This is a genomic window from Vibrio sp. 1151_11, assembly GCF_029478525.1.
Lineage (GTDB): Bacteria > Pseudomonadota > Gammaproteobacteria > Enterobacterales > Vibrionaceae > Vibrio > Vibrio anguillarum.
The window spans coordinates 1-19,503 of the sequence record NZ_SHMN01000028.1 but is presented as its reverse complement, the minus strand read 5'-3'; the positions used below and the strand labels follow the sequence as shown (position 1 = coordinate 19,503).

Annotated in this window: 16 protein-coding genes; 6 read left to right on the top strand and 10 right to left on the bottom strand. The window is 43.9% G+C overall.

The features are described 5' to 3' along the window. Positions 1–25 precede the first annotated feature (25 nt). Positions 26–1,054, bottom strand: coding sequence for an IS630 family transposase (locus EXZ60_RS16380; RefSeq protein WP_277435976.1), 1,029 nt, complete (start codon positions 1,052–1,054; stop codon positions 26–28). A gap of 195 nt (positions 1,055–1,249) precedes the next feature. Here EXZ60_RS16380 and EXZ60_RS16375 point away from each other — a divergent pair, with 195 nt between their 5' ends. The 3 genes from EXZ60_RS16375 (at position 1,250) to EXZ60_RS16365 (ending at position 8,011) form a co-directional block, all read left to right on the top strand. Continuing rightward, a complete protein-coding gene (locus EXZ60_RS16375; protein ID WP_277435975.1) occupies positions 1,250–5,071 on the top strand; it encodes a CHASE domain-containing protein in 3,822 nt (1,273 codons plus the stop codon). Continuing rightward, the gene (locus EXZ60_RS16370) at positions 5,061–6,005 is read left to right on the top strand and encodes a diguanylate cyclase (protein ID WP_277435974.1); all 945 of its coding nucleotides are present in this window, start codon (positions 5,061–5,063) and stop codon (positions 6,003–6,005) included. The genes EXZ60_RS16375 and EXZ60_RS16370 overlap by 11 nt, the downstream gene beginning before the upstream one ends. 347 nt (positions 6,006–6,352) lie before the next feature. After that, positions 6,353–8,011 carry a putative transporter gene (locus EXZ60_RS16365; RefSeq protein ID WP_026027818.1) on the top strand — a complete coding sequence of 553 codons (1,659 nt, stop codon included), beginning with the start codon at positions 6,353–6,355 and terminating at the stop codon, positions 8,009–8,011. A gap of 107 nt (positions 8,012–8,118) precedes the next feature. Here the strand turns inward: EXZ60_RS16365 and EXZ60_RS16360 are convergent, their stop codons facing one another. After that, positions 8,119–8,703, bottom strand: coding sequence for a LysE family translocator (locus EXZ60_RS16360; RefSeq protein WP_013856459.1), 585 nt, complete (start codon positions 8,701–8,703; stop codon positions 8,119–8,121). 105 nt (positions 8,704–8,808) lie between these two features. Between EXZ60_RS16360 and EXZ60_RS16355 the strand changes: the two genes are divergently transcribed. Then, positions 8,809–9,252: an Lrp/AsnC family transcriptional regulator gene (locus EXZ60_RS16355; RefSeq protein ID WP_017050939.1), complete on the top strand. Its 444-nt coding sequence runs from the start codon at positions 8,809–8,811 to the stop codon at positions 9,250–9,252. Between the two features lie 158 nt (positions 9,253–9,410). After that, positions 9,411–11,048 carry a phosphoethanolamine--lipid A transferase gene (locus EXZ60_RS16350; protein WP_064625638.1) on the top strand — a complete coding sequence of 546 codons (1,638 nt, stop codon included), beginning with the start codon at positions 9,411–9,413 and terminating at the stop codon, positions 11,046–11,048. A gap of 29 nt (positions 11,049–11,077) precedes the next feature. On the opposite strand, the gene EXZ60_RS16345 is transcribed toward EXZ60_RS16350, so the two are convergent. From EXZ60_RS16345 to EXZ60_RS16315, 7 genes are all read right to left on the bottom strand, one after another. Next, positions 11,078–12,418 carry a sensor histidine kinase gene (locus EXZ60_RS16345; protein ID WP_277435979.1) on the bottom strand — a complete coding sequence of 447 codons (1,341 nt, stop codon included), beginning with the start codon at positions 12,416–12,418 and terminating at the stop codon, positions 11,078–11,080. A gap of 61 nt (positions 12,419–12,479) precedes the next feature. Continuing rightward, on the bottom strand, positions 12,480–13,136 hold the full coding sequence (locus EXZ60_RS16340; RefSeq protein ID WP_115339135.1) for a response regulator: 657 nt from the start codon (positions 13,134–13,136) through the stop codon (positions 12,480–12,482). Between the two features lie 3 nt (positions 13,137–13,139). Continuing rightward, positions 13,140–13,769, bottom strand: a complete 630-nt coding sequence (locus tag EXZ60_RS16335) for a tetratricopeptide repeat protein (RefSeq protein WP_277435973.1) — start codon at positions 13,767–13,769, stop codon at positions 13,140–13,142. Between the two features lie 27 nt (positions 13,770–13,796). Next, complete coding sequence (locus EXZ60_RS16330) at positions 13,797–14,594, bottom strand: SDR family oxidoreductase (RefSeq protein WP_088732703.1); 798 nt, start codon at positions 14,592–14,594, stop codon at positions 13,797–13,799. 1 nt (position 14,595) lies between these two features. Beyond that, on the bottom strand, positions 14,596–15,318 hold the full coding sequence (locus EXZ60_RS16325) for an iron-containing redox enzyme family protein (RefSeq protein ID WP_277435972.1): 723 nt from the start codon (positions 15,316–15,318) through the stop codon (positions 14,596–14,598). A gap of 1 nt (position 15,319) precedes the next feature. Beyond that, a complete protein-coding gene (locus tag EXZ60_RS16320; protein WP_277435971.1) occupies positions 15,320–16,819 on the bottom strand; it encodes an AMP-binding protein in 1,500 nt (499 codons plus the stop codon). Between the two features lie 10 nt (positions 16,820–16,829). After that, a complete protein-coding gene (locus EXZ60_RS16315; RefSeq protein WP_026028388.1) occupies positions 16,830–17,432 on the bottom strand; it encodes a thermostable hemolysin in 603 nt (200 codons plus the stop codon). 382 nt (positions 17,433–17,814) lie between these two features. On the opposite strand from EXZ60_RS16315, the gene EXZ60_RS16310 reads away from it, so the two are divergent. Further along, on the top strand, positions 17,815–18,300 hold the full coding sequence (locus EXZ60_RS16310; protein WP_013856448.1) for a VOC family protein: 486 nt from the start codon (positions 17,815–17,817) through the stop codon (positions 18,298–18,300). A 127-nt stretch (positions 18,301–18,427) separates the two neighbouring features. On the opposite strand, the gene EXZ60_RS16305 is transcribed toward EXZ60_RS16310, so the two are convergent. Next, a complete protein-coding gene (locus EXZ60_RS16305) occupies positions 18,428–19,321 on the bottom strand; it encodes a LysR family transcriptional regulator (RefSeq protein ID WP_235652721.1) in 894 nt (297 codons plus the stop codon). Between the last annotated feature and the right edge of the window lie 182 nt (positions 19,322–19,503).

The following is a 19,503-nucleotide window of genomic DNA, read 5'->3' as shown; positions in this document are numbered from 1 at the left end:
CAAATTTGCATATCTATATACCCGCTCAACTTGAAGATGCAGGTTTCAAAATCTGAAAATTATCCGTAATTCTGGATAGCAGTGAGGCTGCAACTTTTGGCAGCGTTACATTGAAAAATTCATTAATAGCCGTTGTAAATTCAACCTTCGAGGAGAAGTAAATATTGTTCCTCGTATACTCATTCATCACTTTCCATAACCGTTCTATTGGATTTAAGTTTGGGCTGTATGGGGGTAAGTAATGAAGCTCGATATTGAGCACTTTTGCCGCATTCCTTACCAGTTCTGACTGATGATAGGCGGCACCATCAAGTACTAGGTGTACTTTTTGCTCCAACGGGTAATGCGCTTTTTTGAGCTTCCAGAAGAAGCGAACGATGCTCTCGCTATTTATCGTGTCATACGTGTCTGTCACGGTTGCGCCAATATTTTGAAGTGGTAACGCACCGATAATATTAAGACGAGTTCGACTGCCTGTTGTCTCAATCACTTTGTCTTGGCCTTTTCGTATCCAGCCATAACTGAGTTTTGTTGACTGCGTAGGATGAACGGCATCCATGAATAACACAGGGTCTTCGCTGTTTCTTAGCGTCTCGTTGTAATGTTCGATAAAGGCTTGCTGCATCTCTGGATCAAACTTGTGCGGCACACCTTTGGGCTTTTTATATGAGAAGCCGTGATGATGTAGCCACTTGTTCATTCCTGCAACGGTATAACGGATACCAAACTCAGCTTGTACATAAGCGACAATTTGGTGGGTATGAAAGTACGTTTTCTCAGCCAGATGTTCGATAAGTTGCATGGTTTGCCCAGCAGAAAGTCGGCTTTGGCTACCACCATTTTCAGGCTTAAGTTTTTCAGAGAGAACATAATCACTGAGATGACGAGCCACAGTCGATTCGTGAATACGAAGAGCTTGAGAAATCATCGCCTGAGTCCAACCTTCAGACGCAAGTAAAACCGCTTTGATGCGGTCACGCACTCGACCATCACGAGTTGAATCGTGCATCTCTTCGAGTTGTTGTTTCTGTTGAGGAGTCAGTATTATTTTCATGGTGCGTAGCATGATCTTGATTTTATGAGAAATCAAGCATCTTCAATGATCACGGGTATAGTGGATAGAGAATTGGCGCGTCTACGGCATTTCTATCCAATTAGAAATATCCTGCTAAAGTTATTATAGGTATTTGAAAAAACGTCAAAACAAGTGGTAATACGATAAAAAGCATGTAATTAGCAGGGAAAAGTAATGGATCTATCAAAAGAAAAACAACCCAAAGCCACTTTGAAATTAAATAAAACCATCTTAAACGCACTTTGGCTGCCTTTGCTTATTCTTGTCTTTGGTTTATTTGCCGCAAGTCACTTTAATCAAATGCATAAAGCGGAGCGAATTGAACATGTACAGTATGACTTATCTTCACGATTACAGCAGATTAGTAATGGGGTAGCAGAAAAGGTTACGCTATATCAATACGGGCTACGTGGCTTTAGAGGCGCGGTGATAACAGCTGGAGTCGATGCATTTGATTATGAGCAGATGCTTCGCTATACCCAGACCCGTGACTATCCAAAAGAGTTTCCGGGAGCTCATGGCTTTGGATTCATCCGTTTTGTTGAACCGGAGCAAAAAGAAGCCTTCATCGAACAAGCTCGTCGCGATAGACCCGATAAAACCTTCAATATTCGCTCGCTTTCAGAGCATAATAGCAGTTTGTTTGTCATCCAATATATTGAACCCGAAGAGCGTAATAAACAAGCCGTCGGCTTAGACATTGGTTCAGAGGCAATGCGCCGAGCTGCCGCCTTAGAGGCAGCCAAAAGCAACGCTGTACGCCTTACCGCTCCTATTACTCTCGTGCAAGCCCATAAAAAAACACAGCAAGGCTTTCTAATGCTAATGCCAGTGTACAACACCAATAAAATAGCGGATTCATCTTCTATAGAAGAGCGATTAAGTCAGCTGAGAGGCTGGAGCTATTCGCCTATTTTGATAGATGAAGTATTAAGTGTTGTGGCTGGCCTCAATGACGAGGTTATTCTAACCATCAGTGACATTAATGACGATAATTCAAAGCATTTTTTCACCCGTGGCTTAATTCAAGATAAGACCTCTTATCAAGTAACCCAAACTATTGATTTGTTTGGACGTCAATGGGAACTCAATCTGATTGCTACCAACAAGTTTATTGAATCTCTACCATTAGATGCTTACAACCAAACTTATCAAGAGATCTTAACGGCCACATTGTTGCTTATGTTGACTGTTTTTATCATTCAAATGATGCGTTCCCGTCGAGCTCAGTTCGCCAAGCACAAAATAGAGATCGCTCAAGCAAGGGAAGCCGTACTGACAGAAACCAATCTTCAATTAGAAAAATTGGTCAACCAAAGGACAGAGGAGATTTCGCAAGTGAATGCTCTACAGCGCAGCATTTTGAGCAGTGCTGGTTACGCTATTATCGCGACGGATCTAGATGGATTAATCACTATATTTAACCCCTCTGCAGAAAAACTGATCGGTTACAGTGCCAGTGAACTGGTGGGAAAAAAAACACCGGCGATATTTCACCTACCTGAAGAGGTAGCTCGACGAGCAAAAGATCTATCGTTAGAACTAGGAGAAACTGTAGAAGTCGGGTTTGATGCTTTTGTCGCTAAAGCAAAATTAGGCAAATCCGATATTAATCATTGGACTTACATCAGTAAAAACGGCCAACACATTCCGGTTAAACTTTATGTCGGTGGATTAATAGATGACTACGGTCAGTTAGTCGGCTTCTTAGGTATTGCTTATGACTTAACGGAACAGCTACAAAAAGAGAAAGAACTCGCGGAAGCCAAAGAGCAAGCGGAGTACGCAAACCGAACTAAGTCTGATTTTTTGGCGAATATGAGCCATGAAATTCGAACCCCAATGAACGCTATTTTGGGGTTATTACAGATGACTCTCAATACCGATTTAAGTAGCCAGCAGATCGACTACTTAAGTAAAACACAAAGTGCAGCCAAGTCTCTACTCGTTCTTTTAAACGATATTTTAGACTTTTCTAAAGTGGAAGCAGGAAAGCTTGAATTAGAGCAATCTTCATTTTCACTGCCAGATCTGTTACAAGAAACGGGGATACTACTGTCGTCAAGCCTTCAAGAGAAAGCCATCGAGATCATTTATGATGTTGCGCCTGATGTTCCAACCATCTTGATCGGCGATAGCCTGCGCTTACGACAAATATTATTAAATTTAGCCGGTAATGCCATTAAATTTACTGATGCAGGTGAAATAAAAATATCCATAGAAACACAGAAAATATCAGAAAATAATTGCACCTTGCTTTTTAAAGTGTCAGACACTGGCATTGGGATGACTCAAGAACAGAAAGCCATTATTTTTAATGGATTTAGCCAAGCTGAGTCGTCAATTAGCCGAAAGTATGGTGGTACAGGATTAGGTTTATCGATCGTAAAACGGTTAGTGAGCCTGATGCAAGGTGACATTAGCGTGACAAGCCAACTTGATAAGGGGAGTGAATTTACGTTCACCATTACATTAAACTTCTCACCTGTTTGTAATGACATTTACTCGCATCTGACACAGGGTTTAAAAATATTAGTGGTAGAAGATAATGAAACCGCACGTTTAATTCTTCAAGACATACTCCAAAAACTAGGCTGCCAAGTGTTTTCTGCGCCCAACGCCGATGAAGCTTTAGCACAACTACACCACTTAGCTCAACAAAACGAAGTGATTGATCTCGCATTTGTTGACTGGAAACTTCCTGATATAGATGGCTTGGCTCTTACTCGATCCATCAAAAACCAGAAAAATCTCAAAAAAATACCTTTAGTCATCATGATTACGGCTTTTGGCCTAGAAATTCTCGACAAACATTTAGAAGACACCCATGAACTTTTAGAAACCGTGCTGATAAAGCCAGTAACGCCAGAGCTAATCAAACAAACCATTATCAATGTACTGCAAAGTAAAGATGCAGTATTTGCAGAAACATTCCATCGAATAAATTCAAACGATAGCTTATTTGGTATCAGCATATTGCTGGTTGAAGATAATCCGACCAATCGCTTGGTCGCAACCGAATTACTCAGCGAACGTGGCGCAACAATTATCGAAGCTGAGGACGGTTTTAAAGCACTAGATATACTGCAAAATCAGCAGTTTTCCCTAGTACTGATGGATATTCAAATGCCCGGTATGGATGGTTATGAAACGACTCGTAAGATCCGACAAGAGATGAAGTTTCATCAACTTCCAATATTAGCAATGACAGCTAATGCTCGCCCTGAAGATAAAGCCACCTGTTTAGCTGCAGGTATGAATGACCATATTGCGAAACCTTTCGAGATCAATGATGTGGTTAAAAAAATTCAACACTTCGTAACTCAAAAAACGCTCCCAGCAAAACAACAAGTGGTAGCTCCCCATAAGCAAAAAATATCGACACCAGCTCAAGAATATGCAGACAAACATGGTATTAAACTCAATCAAGCGATAAATCGAATCGGCGATTTATCCGTTTATCTAAAAGTAATCAATCAATTTGTCATTGATATGCAAGATGCTATATCACAACTGCAATCTACTGAAATTGCCACTGATGTCGCATTACGTATCTACCACAGTTTAAAAAGTGGTTCAGAAAGCTGTGGACTTACACAATTGTCGGAAAAGTTAGCAAAAGCTGAGCTCGAATGTTCAATAGCAACCACAGAGATGATGAGAAGAAATAGTAGCTTATTGGCTGACGTACTATTTGCCCAATCACAACTCAGATCATTGATGAATTTACTCAGCAACGAGCAACTAACGACTACAACACCAGTTGCCATGGATAAAGCAATATTTAGAGAAAAACTGCTCATGCTCGGGAGATGTTTCAACACATCAAATATGGAAGCGACGACATTATTTGAAGAAATCTCAGCACAATTAAATATGATTGATGAAGAGTTAACAAAACAACTTGCAGAACAAGTACAAAGTTTGGCGTTTGAACAAGCAATTGCAATACTAAAAGAAATCATGAAAAACAAAGAGTTTTCCGATGCTATCTAATTACGGTTTACTAAACTTCAGCAAGAAAACTGACTTCACGGTACTCATCGTTGATGATCAGCCGACTAATATTCAGCTCATATATCAATTATTGAAAGATGACTATCAGATATTGATGGCGACATCTGGAACGCAAGCCATCAACGTTTGCAAAGAAAGTCAGCCCGATTTGGTGCTACTCGATGTCATCATGCCAGAAATGGATGGCTTACAAACCTGCCGCTTGATCAAAAATGACCCTACGATCGCTGATATACCTGTTATTTTTATTACCGGATTAACCGCCCAAGAAGACCAAGATGCATGTTGGGAAGCAGGCGGTGTTGATTTTCTAAAAAAACAATTTAATATCAACACGTTAAAAAACAGAATCAAGGCTCATTTAACCCTAAAGTACCAAGCAGACCTACTGAGATCATTGGCATATTTAGACGGCCTTACCGGTCTTAATAATCGCCGCTATTTCGATCAACACTTAAAGTCTCACTTAGCGCAAGCTTACCGAAAAAAACAGCCTCTCTCATTATTGCTGATCGATATTGATTATTTTAAACAATACAACGACACATTTGGCCACCTTGAAGGTGATGATTGTTTAAAAAAAGTCGCCACTACTTTGCACCAATGCTGTCGAAGACCAACCGACATCGCTGCAAGGTATGGTGGTGAAGAATTCGCCATGATTCTTCCTGAGACGGACCAAGAAGGTATTTGGTACGTTGCTAACCTTGTTCAAGATAAAATCAAAACACTGCGTATAGACCACCCAGCGGCTGAAAACGGTTTTTTAACCATCAGCATTGGAGGCGCAGTCGACCTAGAAGGTTCCCATTCACCAGAGCAGTTAATTAAATTGGCTGACAACATGCTCTATCAAGCGAAAAACACCGGACGAAACCAAACGAATATCACTAGTGAAAAGAGTACAGACTAGACAAACCACCACTTTCTTAACATAAGAAAAGATAAGGCTAGCTTTTTGGGAAGTGTGATTTTATTAACTCTTATCTAACAATTACTTATCTGAGAAATTTAATATTCGTTCCGGTGCACAAATTTGCATACCTATAGTTAACATTTGTAGTTCATTACAGTATTACTGGTCATAAGTTCAGGGCAACCACAAAACGACATCGAGAGTTCATTTCACTAGGTGACTTCTCAATGCCGTATTTGAACCCTCCAGCTGTAGACATAACCACTAACCGAGTTCTTACGCCTACCCCTGCCGTTCATTAAGCTTGCCCACCAGCCGTTTTTAAATTGTTCAGGAGACTCATCATGAGTGACATTGCACTTTCTATCAGCATTCTCTCGCTGGTAGCTGTGCTGGGTTTGTGGATAGGGAATTGGCGCGTCTACGGTGTTGGTTTAGGGATCGGCGGGGTGCTGTTTGGCGGCATTCTCGTCGGCCACTTTACAGGCATGTGGGGTGTGGTTCTTGACTACAATACGTTGCATTTTATTCAAGAGTTCGGCCTTATCCTATTTGTGTACACCATTGGTATACAAGTCGGACCCGGTTTTTTCTCTTCACTTCGAAGCTCAGGACTAAAACTCAACGCCTTTGCCGCACTGATTGTGTTGCTGGGCTGTGTGGTGACGGTCGCGCTTTACTATCTGTTTGATGTGCCTTTACCCGTTATTCTTGGTGTATTCTCCGGTGCAGTCACCAATACGCCATCATTAGGCGCGGGGCAACAAATCCTGACTGAGTTAGGTGGCCAAGAGAACATGCTTGACCTGACGGGTATGGGCTATGCGATTGCTTACCCCTTTGGCATATGCGGTATCTTACTTACCATGTGGTTGCTCAGAATTGCCTTTCGTGTCAGTGTTGACGCCGAAGCCGAAGAGTTTGAGATCCACAACGGCCACAAAAAAGAGAGCTTACACACCATTAACGTTGCGATTAAAAACCCCAACTTAAATGGCCTGCTCTTAAAAGACATTCCCGCGCTCAGTGATGGCGATATTGTATGCTCGCGCCTCAAACGTGGTGAACACCTTTCAGTACCCAAACCCGATTCACGAGTTGAAGTGAATGATTTGCTTCATCTGGTCGGCGATAAAAAAGCGTTAGAAAAAGCACGCTTGGTGATTGGCGAAGAGGTCGATGCATCACTTTCGACACGCGGCACTGAGCTGCGAGTACAGCGCTTAGTCGTCACCAACGAGATTGTGCTTGGTAAAAAGCTGCGCGATCTGGATTTAAAAGAGAAATACGACGTCGTCGTTTCGCGTTTAAACCGTGCCGGGGTTGAGCTTATCCCAACCAGCCAATCTACCTTGCAGTTTGGCGACATTCTCAATTTAGTCGGGCGTCAAGAAGCGATTGAAGCGGTCAGTGGCATGGTCGGCAACGCGCACCAAAAATTACAGCATGTGCAGATGCTACCAGTCTTCGTTGGGATTGGACTTGGGGTATTACTCGGATCTATTCCGTTTTATCTACCGGGATTCCCCGCCGCCATTAAGCTCGGCTTAGCTGGAGGACCGCTGATTGTCGCACTGGTTTTGGCGCGTATCGGCAGCATTGGCAAAATGTATTGGTTTATGCCGCCCAGCGCGAACCTTGCTCTACGAGAAATTGGTATTGTGCTGTTTTTAGCCGTAGTCGGGTTAAAATCTGGGGGTAATTTTGTTGAAACCTTAGTGCAAGGCGATGGCGTCAGTTGGATGGGCTACGGCATGTTAATCACGGGTATTCCATTGATCACTGTCGGAATACTGGCTCGTGTTTTAGGCCATATTAACTATCTCACCATCTGTGGCATGCTAGCAGGCTCGATGACCGATCCACCCGCTCTTGCTTTTGCAAATGCGCTGCACGAAAGCAGCGGCGCTTCTGCGTTAGCATACGCCACTGTCTATCCGTTAGTAATGTGCCTACGCATACTCTCACCGCAAATATTGGCGCTAATTTTATGGGCAATATAGCGAACGGTTAATATCAGGCAAACTAGATAAACAAAGTGGGTCGCTCAGTACCCACTTTCTTTTGCTGCGTTGATAATGCTCCCACACAGCAACGTCTCACCAAATCTCTACAACATAGGAACAACGGACAGTAGCAGCAACGCGCCCATCGCGCCGTTAAACCAGCGGACATAGCTTGGGTGATTCATCCAATGGCTCAACTGTTTACCCGCCGCAGTCCAAACACTGACCGATGGAATGTTCACCAAAGCAAACACCAATGAAATCAGCATTAGCTGCGCCCAGCTCGCACTTTGGTTAAATACACTCACTGCAGTCAGCGCCATCGACCAACCTTTGGGGTTGACCCATTGAAACAGTACAGCCGAAACAAATGACATCGGTTGATACTGCTTCTCTCCCTGCGAAGGATTACTCAGCGCAATTTTTATCGCCAAATAGACCAAATAAATGGTGCAGGCAATTTGCAAACCTTGTTGCAACATAGGATAACGATGGAATAAACCCGTTAACCCAACACCAACCAACAGCACCATAATGCTAAAACCAAACGTTACACCAAGCATGTGCGGAATAGTGCGCATAAAGCCCACATTCGCACCAGATGTCATCAGCATGATGTTGTTTGGACCCGGTGAAAAGGTCGAAACAAAAGCAAAAGCCACCAGTGGCCACCATTGTGTGTAATCCATCTTCTTTCTCTATTTAATAATGATGAACAAATAATAATGGTATCGGCTGGCAATATTGTGCTTATATTGGTCAATACCACCAATATTGAGCAATAAAAATAAGCCATGGACAGATTTGACGAGAGAATATTGCAAGAGCTACAACTTGATGGCCGAGTCTCGAATGTAGAACTGGCTGAACGCATCGGCTTATCGCCCTCCGCCACGTTGCGCCGCGTGCAGGATCTCGAGCGTAAGCAGATCATTAAAGGCTATCGAGCGGTCTTAAATAAAACCCAACTTGATGTCGGGTTTGTCGCTTATGTGGCAATTGGCTTAAACAGCCACACGAAAAAAGCGCAGCTCAGTTTCGAAGAACATGTGCGCTACGCCAAGGAGGTGGTCGAATGCCACAACATTACCGGGATGAACGAATATTTGCTGCGTGTCGAAACCAAAGATCTCAGCGCCTATAAACGTTTTCACGCCGATGTGCTTGGTGAGTGTTTAACGGTGAAATCGATCACCACCATGGTGGTCATGGACTCTCCTAAAGACGAACGGCAATAGTATTTACGCCATCACTTTTAGCATTCGACAAGGTGCGCAAGGTACTAAGATAAGTAACTACCAAAAACTCATCTCATTCTAACGATTGAATTTCTTAAGCCTTTATTAAGAAAAGATCTTTATAAGTTCCATAACGTCTTCTCATCACACGGTATGTTATGGAACCCACAATGAAAAATCCTCGCTTCTCATACGCAAGTATTACCTTGTTGCTTGCTCTCTATTTCAGCTTGGTACTCAACATTCCTATTTATGCCAAGTTGGCACAGATTTTTTCGGCTGCTGAGCAGTTCAATTGGGGGTTTGCCTTCTCAATACCGATTTTTTTCTTTTTGGCGCTGAACGTTATTTTCCAACTGTTTGCGTGGCCTTATTTTCTAAAACCTTTTTTTGCGGTCTTACTCATCCTTTCTGCTGTGGTGAGTTATGCGAGTTACAATTACGGCACGATTGTCGACCGAGACATGTTGATCAATGTCGTTGAAACCAATAGCAGTGAGGCAGGCTCTTATGTCAGTCTCTATTCCATTGTCTGGATCTCAGCGTTGGGCATCCTCCCTGCCGCTCTATTACTGCTTTCGCCACTTAAAGTAGAAAAATCCATTTCCCGCTTTTTAGGCTATAAAGCGCTATCAATATTGCTCTCTTTACTCGGCATCATCATTATTGCGGCGCTGTATTATCAGAACTATTCGTCGGTTGGGCGCAACAATAGTTACCTCAAGAAAATGATCATCCCCACTCACTTTGTCTATAGCGCTTACGGTCTTGTGAAAGATCGTTATTTTACCGAGCCCGTGGTGTATCAAATTATCGGCGCTGATGCGCAGCAGCAACCGAAAACTACCCATAGCCGTGATGCAGAAAAACCAACCTTAGTCTTATTTGTGCTAGGAGAAACGGCTCGCGCACAAAATTACCAATACTACGGCTACACACGTGATACCAATGCTTATACCGCGCCTTATCAGCCTATATTTTTCAGTGATGTCGCCTCTTGTGGTACTGCGACAGCGGTCTCTGTACCTTGTTTATTTTCCAATATGGATCGTCATAATTTTGATCGTACCAAAGCGGATAACCAAGACAACGTCCTCGATATCTTGCAGCGCGCAGGCGTCGACCTCTTATGGAAAGAAAATGATGGAGGAGATAAAGGTGTCGCGAAAAATATTCCGCAGAAAGAGCTGGATAAAACTGCGCGAGAAGGCCGATGTGACGGCAGCACTTGTTATGACGTCACAATGCTAGACAACTTAGATGAAGAAATTGCCAACCAAACTGGTAACCGAATGATTTTCATGCACATTATTGGAAGTCACGGGCCAACCTACTTTAAGCGCTATCCTAAAGACATGGCGAAATATCAACCTGATTGCCCAAGAGCGGATATTGAAAATTGCAGCGTTGAACAGATAGTGAATACTTACGACAACACTATTCGTTATACAGATTTTGTTTTGGCGCAGCTGATTGAAAAGCTAAAATCACTGCAAGCGCAATACAACACCGCATTGATTTATGTCTCCGACCATGGGGAATCGCTGGGAGAAAATGGACTGTTCTTACATGGCATGCCGTACAGCCTAGCACCCGATGATCAAACTCAAGTACCGCTTTTAGTCTGGTTATCTGACGGATTCGCCCGTACGAAAGGCGTGAATAAAACCTGTTTACGTCAAACAGCCACTCAGCCCTATGCTCACAGTAATCTCTTTCACTCTTTACTTGGCATTATGGATGTATCAACCAATGCATACGAGAAAGCGCAAGATATTTTTGCGCCATGCCGCTAAAGAGTATGGATAAAAACAGAAGAGACCCGTTAACTTAGATGAAAACAAACCCTGAAGATGTTGCTGTCGTTGTGTCTCGGCAGCAACTCGACGGTGGCATTATGCAGCGCGGCGATATCACGGCAAATCGACATTCCAAGCCCTGCCCCATCGCCTTTTTCACTGTTAGCTCGATAAAAGTTATCAAATATTTTTTCTCGGGCTTCGTTCGTGATGTTGGGGCCGCTATCAGTCACATTCACTTGAATAAACTGATCATCGCCATGCAACGTAATATCAATGTGGCTGTGTACGCCAGAATAGCGCATCGCATTATCGATTAAGTTTTTAAACAACACGCCGAGTAATAGCTCGTCGCCTTGAACCGACAAACTCTGCCCTTCAAAGCTCAATTGTTGGTCGTGCTTTAACGCTAACGGCGCAAGATCTGCGATAACTTGCTTAATAGAGACTGAGAGATCGACCGTTTGTGATGACAACTCCATAGTGCTTTCGACTTTGGCTAACATCAACAACTGATGAATAAGGCGGTCAGTACGCTCAATACCCTTAAGAATCATGTCCAGATCATATTTCAGTTGCTGCTCATTCTGGCTGAGCATCGCGTTTTCGGCATTTAATCTCAATACCGTCAGTGGCGTTTTAAGTTCATGAGCAGCCATACGCGTAAAACGCTTCTCTCGCTGCCAAGCCAATTCTAATTGAGCCAACAGTTGGTTGAGTGTCTCTACTAATGGTGAGAGTTCGGTGGTTTGTTCTGTAACGTAAATGCGATCCAACTTATGGACACTGCGAATGGCGATTGCTGATTTTAGTTCTTGCAGTGGTTTGAAACTTCGTCCAATAAGCATCACCAGCACCAAGATAACGCATGGGATCAGGATCAATTGCGGCAACGCGGTCGACAGTGCAATTTCATTGACCATTTCATCACGAATACTCTGTTTTTCCGCAACGAGAATGTATTCAGAGCCGCGATCAGGATGAGGTTGCGCCAATTGAAAATAACGCCATGTTTGGCCATCAATGGTGACGCTGCCAAATCCATTATTGCTGGCATTAGTGCTAAAGGCGGGTTGCTGGCTATCAGAGCTGTACATCAACTGACCATCTCGATAAAACTGAAACAGAATGTACCGCTCATAAGGGTGACCATACTGCGTTGCCATCTCCTTGTTGGCTTGCGAAAGACGTTCAATGCTTTGCATCCACTGATCAAACTGTTGATGAAGATCGGCATTGTCTCCTTCTTTTATAGAGACAGAAGTCGCCATCAACAGTAATTTTGCCGATTGACCTAAGCGCGCATCGTACACCTCCTCAACTTCATGTTGAGCAGTAGAAAAACTGAAATAAAGAGAAATGAGCAGTAAGCCACCGCTTAACCATACAGCCGACTGTGTTAAACGACGTTTAATCGAAAAGATTTTTTTATTTTTCAATCATATACCCCACACCACGGATATTTTTGATGACATTTTCTGGCATTTTTTTACGCAAGTTATGAATGTGAACTTCGATAGCGTTGTCACTGCTGCCTTCGTCCCAGCCATGAAGCGCTTGTTGCAATAGCTCTTTGCTCATCACTCGCCCTGCTTGAGTGATCAAACTGGCGAGAATTTTATATTCATTGCGCGTCAGTTTGAGGGGTTGCTGACGATATTCAATCTCCTGTTTGGAAAGAGAGAGGCTCAGATCACCAATCGAAATCAGAGCCTCGGCGCTGCCCGAGCTGCGACGAATGATAAGCCGTAGACGTGCCAGTAGCTCTTCTAGCGCAAAGGGTTTACCTATGTATTCGTCGGCTCCACCATCTAACCCTTTGACGCGATCGCTAATATCATCACGCGCCGTTAGGATCATTACAGGCAGCGAATAACCGGCGTTTCTAATGCCGCGCAACACCTCAAGACCATCCATATCTGGTAAGGTTAAATCCAAGATCACCGCCGAAAACTGTTCAGTTTTGAGCGCACACGCCACGCCGCCACCTTTTTCTAGCCAATCCACCGTATAACCTTGGCGAGTCAACGTCACCTGCATTGACTCGCCCAGTTGTTTGTCATCTTCGACTAATAATAAACGCATACGTTATTTTAAATTCTCCAACAAAAGAGCAATTTCTTGCTGACGCCCAGCATCGGCAAGCGCTCTTTGTGGCCTTGCTGGTGCTTGTTGTGCTTGTAACAGGTACTTTCTTGCTTCATCGGTTCTGCCTTGCTCGGCAAGAAAATCACCGTAAAAATAGTTGGCATCAATTCCTGTCGGGTTAATCAGCAGTGCTCTTTGCAGCAACTCTTCCGCTTTAACGTCGTCGCCAAAAGCCGCTGGCCAGCCGGGCACTTTGTAATATAAGGTGCCTAAACTTGTAAAAGCCGAGCCATCTAAAGTATTAGGCGCTTGATCGATAACCTCTTCGTACAATAATTTCGCCTCTTTCACTAAAGATAGCGCACCCAATCCACCTTTTACGCCCGCTAATGAGGATTTATTGATGGCAAGCCACACTTTGAGTTCTGGGCTGTTGCTTGATTGCATCTCTAAGGTGTTACGCATAATGACACGCTCAAAACAACGTTCTTGATCATCGCTCGACTTCATTTTGTATTGGCATTTGGCCCAATCAGATTGAACCTGAGCTAAAGGAGTGATCGCAAAAGCGGGTGTCGTGCTTACCGCAAAGATGACCAATGCACTGGCCCATTTAAACACAGTTTTCATATGTTGTTCTCCTTGAATTATCACGCTTTAACGGTTCAAAAAGGCAAGAATGGTCGCTTGCTGCTTTTTAATTGCCGACGAAATCACTGCTGGCCATAGTTGATTTAATCGCACCAACACTTTTTCAGGCCAGCCAATCCAGCGAGTTGTTGATTCGCTTTCGAGCATACTAAGCACATGTTGGGCAACAACCTCTGGCTCATCACAGTGGTTGCCTACGGCTTGGTTGAACTGGTTCACCGTGTCATTATTCAGCTCGGTATTGGTCGCTCGCGGCGCTAGGTAAAGTACCTTGATACCCGTCCCCTCAAGCTCACGCTGCATCGCTTCACTAAAACGGTGCAACCCTGCTTTGGTAGCGCAGTACGTGGCATAACCCGGGTAACCAATAGCCCCTAAACTTGAGCCAATATTTAAAATAATCCCCGGTTTATTCAACCAATGTATCGCCGATTGAGTCAGTTGCATCGGAGCAAGTAAATTCAAATGCAGCTCCTGCTGCACTGAAACTGCGGTTCGTCTGGCTAATAAGCGAAACTGGTTAATGCCCGCATTATTGATCACCACACTGATTCGTTTCTGGCCCATAAAAAAGCGCTGAATGAAGGTGTTGATCTGCTCTATTCCTGACTCTGTGCTTAAATCTGCACTCAAAATCAGATGCTTCTCAGGCATGGGTAGCGTTTGCCGAAGTTGCTCGAGTTTTTGACCATCACGAGCCACCAGAACTAGACTGACTCCTTGCTTAGCAAGCAGCAATGCGATGCGTTGCCCGATACCACCGGAAGCGCCGGTGAGTAAAACATGTCGATGATTAAGATCCATATTACGACCTTACACCTTGCGAAGCTAAATCTTGCGAACCTGCATGCACCATTGACTCGCAAGGAAGCGGTAGTTCTCGCAACATCTGCCCATACAGATCAAACACCATGTTTGCAGAGCGGATGATGGCCGCTTGATCGGATACACACTGAATGTTGTTCATTAACGATTCAAAAAAACGGATGTGCCCTTGGTCAAGTTCACTGTGCGAAGTGAGATAAGTCATCGCCGCATCAGGAAGCTCCAAACGCTGTTTGACTAACCGTGCGATATTCCCACCGACACCCACACTGGTTCCTTCAAGTACCCACACCATGCCAAATAAACTCAACGGGTTGGCGCGATCAATCTGGTGATAGAGATACGCCACCATGAGTTCGATGGAAGCGCTGACCCGCCCTGCACCCTCATTATGACGCACTGCGTCCACATCACCACCGCACGCTTTAATATCGTTCAAGATCCACTCTTGGTGGCCTTTTTCTTCATCGATGTACTCGGCAATCGCCGTTCGTACCCACTCATATTCATCGCCTAAGCGGCTGCCACATGCCATCAGCAGTGGCACCGTATGTTTAACATGGTGATAAGCTTGAGTGAGAAAACGAATATACATCTCTAGGCTGATCTCACCTCTTGCGCAAGCATCAAATACCGGAGCTTGCAACATCTGCTGCTGTGCTGGCTCAGTTTGTGTTTTTAAAATATGGAAAAATTTGCTCATTTTAAAGCTCCTCAGCCATTGAATAGAAGGAAGGAATAGAGATAAAAACCGTCTGTGGATTAGTGGTGTGGCGCGCCAAGCGAGCCTCTTGCAGTGCGTTTTCAATAGCTAAGCGTTTTGGGCGACCATTAGCGGTCAGCCACTTTTGCCAGCAGTGAATATCGCTCACCAACCAAAGCTGCGTGATGTGTGCGTAATCGGGCAACACGCTATTGAGCTGTTGCACGCGCGTAACGAGATCAGGTAAAGGACTGTCACTGACGGCCGTGAGGCCTGCCTGCCCGTCGCCCACCACTACAAATCGATGGTGTGCAATCAAAGCCAATGCTTGAGATTCAATCCATTCAGGGGCCACGTTACGCCCAAAACTGGTGATGATGAGGTTCTTTTTACGCCCGATGATGGTTAAAAAACCCTCATCATCGATTGTGGCCATATCGCCAGTTGACAACCACTCGTGGCTAAACGGCTCACCTAAATACCCCAAAGCCGTGTTGCCTTTAACTAACAATTCGCCATCTTGTGCCAGCGAAACCTGAAGATGAGACAGCACCTGTCCACACGACCCCGGCTTATTTTGTTGGGGTGTATTCATACTCACGACCGAAGTACTTTCAGACAAACCATACCCTTCAAAAGCGGGAATGCCGAGCTGGCGAGCTGCGTCAATTAATTGGGGAGCCACTCGCGCCCCGCCCACGGCAACCCAGCGTAAAGGCAGCGCAAGAGCTGGGCTCTGCTTGACGACTTCAATTAATGCCAGCAATAACGCAGGCGTTAGCACCAAGCTTGACGGCTGAAACTGTTGCAGTGCGAGTGCGAACGTTGCACTACAGAACTGGCTAGAACCGGTCAAACCCACTTCGCTGCCACAGACGACTGTTGATGTCACACCCAGAACCAAAGGAACATACACACCCGTGATGTTTTCTAACAAGGTTGAGAGAGGCAGCATCACGAGGTGACGCTCAACTTGCGCGGACATTTTCTCTGCGATCGCCAGCGTGACCGCTTGCATGTTTTCGTCACTCAAACACACCCCTTTCGGCGTTCCGGTGGACCCAGACGTAAAGGTGATTTTTTGCGTCAAAGGCAACACCTGTGCTGATGGATTCGCCAAATAGACAAAAGCAGGTAGATGGCTGAGCGTTGAGAAAGGTTCACCTAGCGTTGGCCAATCACCTAAGCAAACATCAACACCCGATTCATACAGTAAGTGTTCAACCTGTGCCTTGCTAAAGAAAGTAGGTACAGGAACGAGCACTATTTTTGCGTGCATGGCCGCAAGGTCGATGATCACCCAATCCAAACTATTTTCAGCTTTTAATGCAATACGCTGAACCTGCCACTGGCGCAATGTGCGTGCTGTGGCTTCCACCTTTTCTAAGAGCTGTTGATAGCTCAGCGCTATCTTTTCTTGTTTGGCATTGTGCCCAATGAAGGCAATGCTATCTGGCTTTTGCTGCGCATGTTGATGAAGCGCCGATAAAATTCGGTTCATAGCAAAGGCCTCACGCTTGCTTCTGGTTTAAATGAAATCGGTTGAGCAACGCCAGCCCCTGCGCCAAATTTCCCGCTAAAATTCGAGGGCTGTGTTGGTAATAACTGCCCCAAATTTGGTTGGCGTTAGGAATGCAAGATGCTGACGCTTTCGCGATCAATGTCGGTTGTAAACCAAATCGACGCATCAAAGCATGCAGTGGATCCGTTGCTGTAAAAACGCACCATTCATACCCTAAATCAACCAGCTGTTGAGCGATCAAAGTAAAGTGCAGCGCCGATAAACCACGACCAAAAGAGGCCAGTTGGCCAAATTCAATCAAAGCACTTCGGGATACTCGGCAATCAAAACGCTGCGATAAAATTTCATCGGCAGGTTGGTCAAGGTATTGTTCGAGAAATAGAGGCTCTTGCTGCGCTACGCGAAAACCACATACGGATTTCATTTCGTCATGATCAAGCAAAGCTAAATAAGCCGGCATAAAAGTAATAAGGCGTGCATCAAACGCTTGCTGATAACGCTCGCGCACAAGGTGTATGGCTTCCAACCAGCGAGGATGAGAAGGATCAATTACGGCCAATTGCAGATCAGATGCTGAGCGTATGGTTTTCATCGGCATTTCCTTTTTGCTTACTCTGTAAACAAAAATAACGGACGTAACTTAAGAATCCCTTAATAAGAGATTTTTCTTCAACTCAATGGATGAGGAGCCGTTGAATATCCGATACCACTTAGCTCACTCGCAAATGTGTGGCCAAATCTGAACTGAACGATTTTTCTAAATTAGCCTGTCACGGATTGGCTTAGATACGGAAAATTATCATGTTCTACTATCGCCATTTGTATTGGTTCTAACACGAAGACATCTTGCGTTTCGCTTATAATTATAATTTATCATTTTTATAATTACTGATAATTTTATTTAATTCATCAATCTCCATATACTCCCATCTATCGAAACGAAGCCAAAAAATCAAAGGTATTAGGAGCGAATTATGAAAATGAATCACGTCGGTATTATGGTTGGCGATATGGATAAAGCTGTTGAGTTCTACACTCAAGCTTTGGGTTTAAAAATCGTTATGAATAATACACAAGTTATTGAAGAGCGAGAGTCAGCGATTGGCCGCATGTGTATTGCTGTTTTTGGTGAGGGTTTCAAAGGTTTCAATATTGCACATCTAGTAACAACTGATGGTATTGGCGTTGAATTGTTTGAAATGAAAGAGCGCGAAGAGCGTCACGAAGTAGACTTCTCTCGCCTTGGTATCTTCCACTTCTGTCTACAAACCGACGACTTTGAAGGCGCTATTAAGCGCATTGAACAATATGGCGGTAAAGCGCGTATGGATATCATGCGTTACCACCCAGAAGATGATAACAAGCTCGCTAAAATGATTTATCTAGAAGACCCATTTGGCAACCTATTTGAGCTTTACTCGCACTCATACGAAGAAACTTATGCCTCTGATTACGAATAGTCGATCTGTGATGCATTAATAAAATTTCAAGGGCAGGTAGCACAACCAGCCCTTTTTGGTTTCTATTGCAAGGTCAGCTATGAAGCTTTAATGCCAATATCATCTGCTTATGTGAGGTTCAATCAAGTCAAACAGCCTTAAAAGAGTGATCAATAACGTCAATGACTTGCTCATAACGCCTAGCAAGAGGTGAGTTAAGTTTGCTAACCAAGTAAACAGGTTCTTGTATGTCTTCGGTAATGTTGAATATTTTTAGCTGCTCTTTATCCGCGAACAAGTTAACGCACCATCGAGGAACCACTGTAAAACCGATCCCTTTAGCTATAGGAACTAATATTTGGTGCACTTGGTTAATATAGCTTTGCGTCGAAACATCTTCCAAATCGACTAGACGAAGCAAATCATTGTTCGCTTGATTGACATATGTTTGGAAGTAGTGAGCGAAATCTGGATGACGAACGACTCCCAATTCTATTAACAAGTCATTTATAGGCAAGCTTTCATCTGCGGACAGTGGCAATACAAGAGCAAGACACTCCGCACCAACAATACGGCTCGCGAAATATTTAGGGTTAGGTTCTTTTGTCACTAGACCTATATCCAGTTTCCCCTGCAATATCTGCTCAAATATACGATGGTTTGGCGTTGCTTCTAACTCAATGGATAAGCCTGGATAACTCACTTGCAAAGAAAGTAATTGTGAATAAATCAGCCACGCGAAAGTCCCCGAACAGCCTATAGTACAGCGACCACGGAAAGGTTCGTCGTGTGCCAGATTCTGTAATAACTCAAACTCTTCTTCAAAGTGTTTGACAGCATAATCGTAAACTTTCCGCCCATAGATTGTTAACTCAAATTTCTTGTTAAATCTCTTTATCAAAGGATAGCCGCAAGCAGCTTCTAGTTTATTTATGTGCTGGCTTACCCCGGGTTGCGTCATATGGAGTAACTCAGCCGTTTTAGTAAAGTGCCCAATATCGACTAATGTTTTAAAAGTGTTTAACCAAATAGGATTGAGCATAGTCATAAACCAATAGTTATTAATAAATCAACTTTCAATAATAACTGATTATAAAGTAAGCGCATCATAAACCCCACATTCTAATCAATATCGGTACGTCCTAAGATCAAATCTCCAACCTCAAGGAGATCTGAAATGGCAAAACGGCGCACCAACAAAGAATGGCAAACCCTGTTTGAAAA

Excerpts from the sequence above, each read along its gene's own strand:
- EXZ60_RS16370 (WP_277435974.1), top strand. The coding sequence starts at position 5,061 with ATGCTATCTAATTACGGTTTACTAAACTTCAGCAAGAAAACTGACTTC.
- EXZ60_RS16310 (WP_013856448.1), top strand. The coding sequence starts at position 17,815 with ATGAAAATGAATCACGTCGGTATTATGGTTGGCGATATGGATAAAGCT.
- EXZ60_RS16355 (WP_017050939.1), top strand. The coding sequence starts at position 8,809 with ATGGACAGATTTGACGAGAGAATATTGCAAGAGCTACAACTTGATGGC.
- EXZ60_RS16320 (WP_277435971.1), bottom strand. The coding sequence starts at position 16,819 with ATGAACCGAATTTTATCGGCGCTTCATCAACATGCGCAGCAAAAGCCA.
- EXZ60_RS16350 (WP_064625638.1), top strand. The coding sequence starts at position 9,411 with ATGGAACCCACAATGAAAAATCCTCGCTTCTCATACGCAAGTATTACC.
- EXZ60_RS16330 (WP_088732703.1), bottom strand. The coding sequence starts at position 14,594 with ATGGATCTTAATCATCGACATGTTTTACTCACCGGCGCTTCCGGTGGT.
- EXZ60_RS16375 (WP_277435975.1), top strand. The coding sequence starts at position 1,250 with ATGGATCTATCAAAAGAAAAACAACCCAAAGCCACTTTGAAATTAAAT.
- EXZ60_RS16360 (WP_013856459.1), bottom strand. The coding sequence starts at position 8,703 with ATGGATTACACACAATGGTGGCCACTGGTGGCTTTTGCTTTTGTTTCG.
- EXZ60_RS16340 (WP_115339135.1), bottom strand. The coding sequence starts at position 13,136 with ATGCGTTTATTATTAGTCGAAGATGACAAACAACTGGGCGAGTCAATG.
- EXZ60_RS16365 (WP_026027818.1), top strand. The coding sequence starts at position 6,353 with ATGAGTGACATTGCACTTTCTATCAGCATTCTCTCGCTGGTAGCTGTG.
- EXZ60_RS16380 (WP_277435976.1), bottom strand. The coding sequence starts at position 1,054 with ATGAAAATAATACTGACTCCTCAACAGAAACAACAACTCGAAGAGATG.
- EXZ60_RS16305 (WP_235652721.1), bottom strand. The coding sequence starts at position 19,321 with ATGCTCAATCCTATTTGGTTAAACACTTTTAAAACATTAGTCGATATT.
- EXZ60_RS16335 (WP_277435973.1), bottom strand. The coding sequence starts at position 13,769 with ATGAAAACTGTGTTTAAATGGGCCAGTGCATTGGTCATCTTTGCGGTA.
- EXZ60_RS16315 (WP_026028388.1), bottom strand. The coding sequence starts at position 17,432 with ATGAAAACCATACGCTCAGCATCTGATCTGCAATTGGCCGTAATTGAT.
- EXZ60_RS16325 (WP_277435972.1), bottom strand. The coding sequence starts at position 15,318 with ATGAGCAAATTTTTCCATATTTTAAAAACACAAACTGAGCCAGCACAG.